The 1,802-nt window shown below is 49.9% G+C and carries 1 rRNA gene; it reads right to left on the bottom strand.

Features of this window, described 5'->3' with window-relative positions:
- Positions 1 to 77: 77 nt before the first annotated feature.
- A 16S ribosomal RNA gene (locus ACGG90_RS15250) occupies positions 78 to 1,644 on the bottom strand.
- Positions 1,645 to 1,802 lie beyond the last annotated feature (158 nt).

The raw sequence follows: 1,802 nt of genomic DNA, 5'->3' as shown, positions 1-1,802 counted from the left end.
TCTTGAGAAGGTAATCTTCTCAAAACTAAACAAAGTTTCGTGATAGGTTTCCGTGGCCCCAAAGGGCCTATCCTTAGAAAGGAGGTGATCCAGCCGCAGGTTCTCCTACGGCTACCTTGTTACGACTTCACCCTAATCATCTGTCCCACCTTAGACGGCTAGCTCCTAAAAGGTTACCCCACCGGCTTCGGGTGTTACAAACTCTCATGGTGTGACGGGCGGTGTGTACAAGGCCCGGGAACGTATTCACCGCGGCATGCTGATCCGCGATTACTAGCGATTCCGACTTCGTGTAGGCGAGTTGCAGCCTACAGTCCGAACTGAGAATGGCTTTAAGAGATTAGCTTGCCCTCGCGGGTTCGCAACTCGTTGTACCATCCATTGTAGCACGTGTGTAGCCCAGGTCATAAGGGGCATGATGATTTGACGTCGTCCCCACCTTCCTCCGGTTTGTCACCGGCAGTCTTACTAGAGTGCCCAACTTAATGCTGGCAACTAGTCATAAGGGTTGCGCTCGTTGCGGGACTTAACCCAACATCTCACGACACGAGCTGACGACAACCATGCACCACCTGTCACTATGTCCCCGAAGGGAACGTCTGATCTCTCAGATTGGCATAGGATGTCAAGACCTGGTAAGGTTCTTCGCGTTGCTTCGAATTAAACCACATGCTCCACCGCTTGTGCGGGCCCCCGTCAATTCCTTTGAGTTTCAACCTTGCGGTCGTACTCCCCAGGCGGAATGCTTAATGCGTTAGCTGCGGCACTGAAGGGCGGAAACCCTCCAACACCTAGCATTCATCGTTTACGGCATGGACTACCAGGGTATCTAATCCTGTTCGCTACCCATGCTTTCGAGCCTCAGCGTCAGTTACAGACCAGACAGCCGCCTTCGCCACTGGTGTTCTTCCATATATCTACGCATTTCACCGCTACACATGGAGTTCCACTGTCCTCTTCTGCACTCAAGTTTCCCAGTTTCCGATGCACTTCTTCGGTTAAGCCGAAGGCTTTCACATCAGACTTAAGAAACCGCCTGCGCTCGCTTTACGCCCAATAAATCCGGATAACGCTTGCCACCTACGTATTACCGCGGCTGCTGGCACGTAGTTAGCCGTGGCTTTCTGGTTGGATACCGTCAACATCTGAACAGTTACTCTCAAATGTGTTCTTCTCCAACAACAGAGTTTTACGATCCGAAAACCTTCTTCACTCACGCGGCGTTGCTCCATCAGACTTTCGTCCATTGTGGAAGATTCCCTACTGCTGCCTCCCGTAGGAGTTTGGGCCGTGTCTCAGTCCCAATGTGGCCGATCACCCTCTCAGGTCGGCTACGTATCACTGCCTTGGTGAGCCTTTACCTCACCAACTAGCTAATACGCCGCGGGTCCATCCAAAAGCGACAGCTCGAAAGCCGCCTTTCAGCTTCAAACCATGCGGTTTGAAGATTTATACGGTATTAGCATCTGTTTCCAAATGTTATCCCCTACTTAAGGGCAGGTTACCCACGTGTTACTCACCCATCCGCCACTCGGTTTAAAAGAAATCAGTCCGAAGACTTCAATCAACTAAACCTCGTTCGACTTGCATGTATTAGGCACGCCGCCAGCGTTCATCCTGAGCCAGGATCAAACTCTCATATAATGAGTTATTTGAATAGCTCGTTTGTTGTTCTTCACTAAAGCCGAAGCTTTAGATCCGAGATTTACTAGCGAATTGACTTCGCTCATGTTTAATTCTTTTCATTTAAGAAAAGCCCTATCACATTTACGAAACTTTGTTCAGTTTTCAAAGGACTACCT

Source organism: Lacticaseibacillus jixiensis (assembly GCF_042847315.1).
Lineage (GTDB): Bacteria > Bacillota > Bacilli > Lactobacillales > Lactobacillaceae > Lacticaseibacillus > Lacticaseibacillus jixiensis.
Note: the sequence above shows the minus strand (reverse complement) of the source record. Positions and strands in the feature narration are given on the sequence as shown.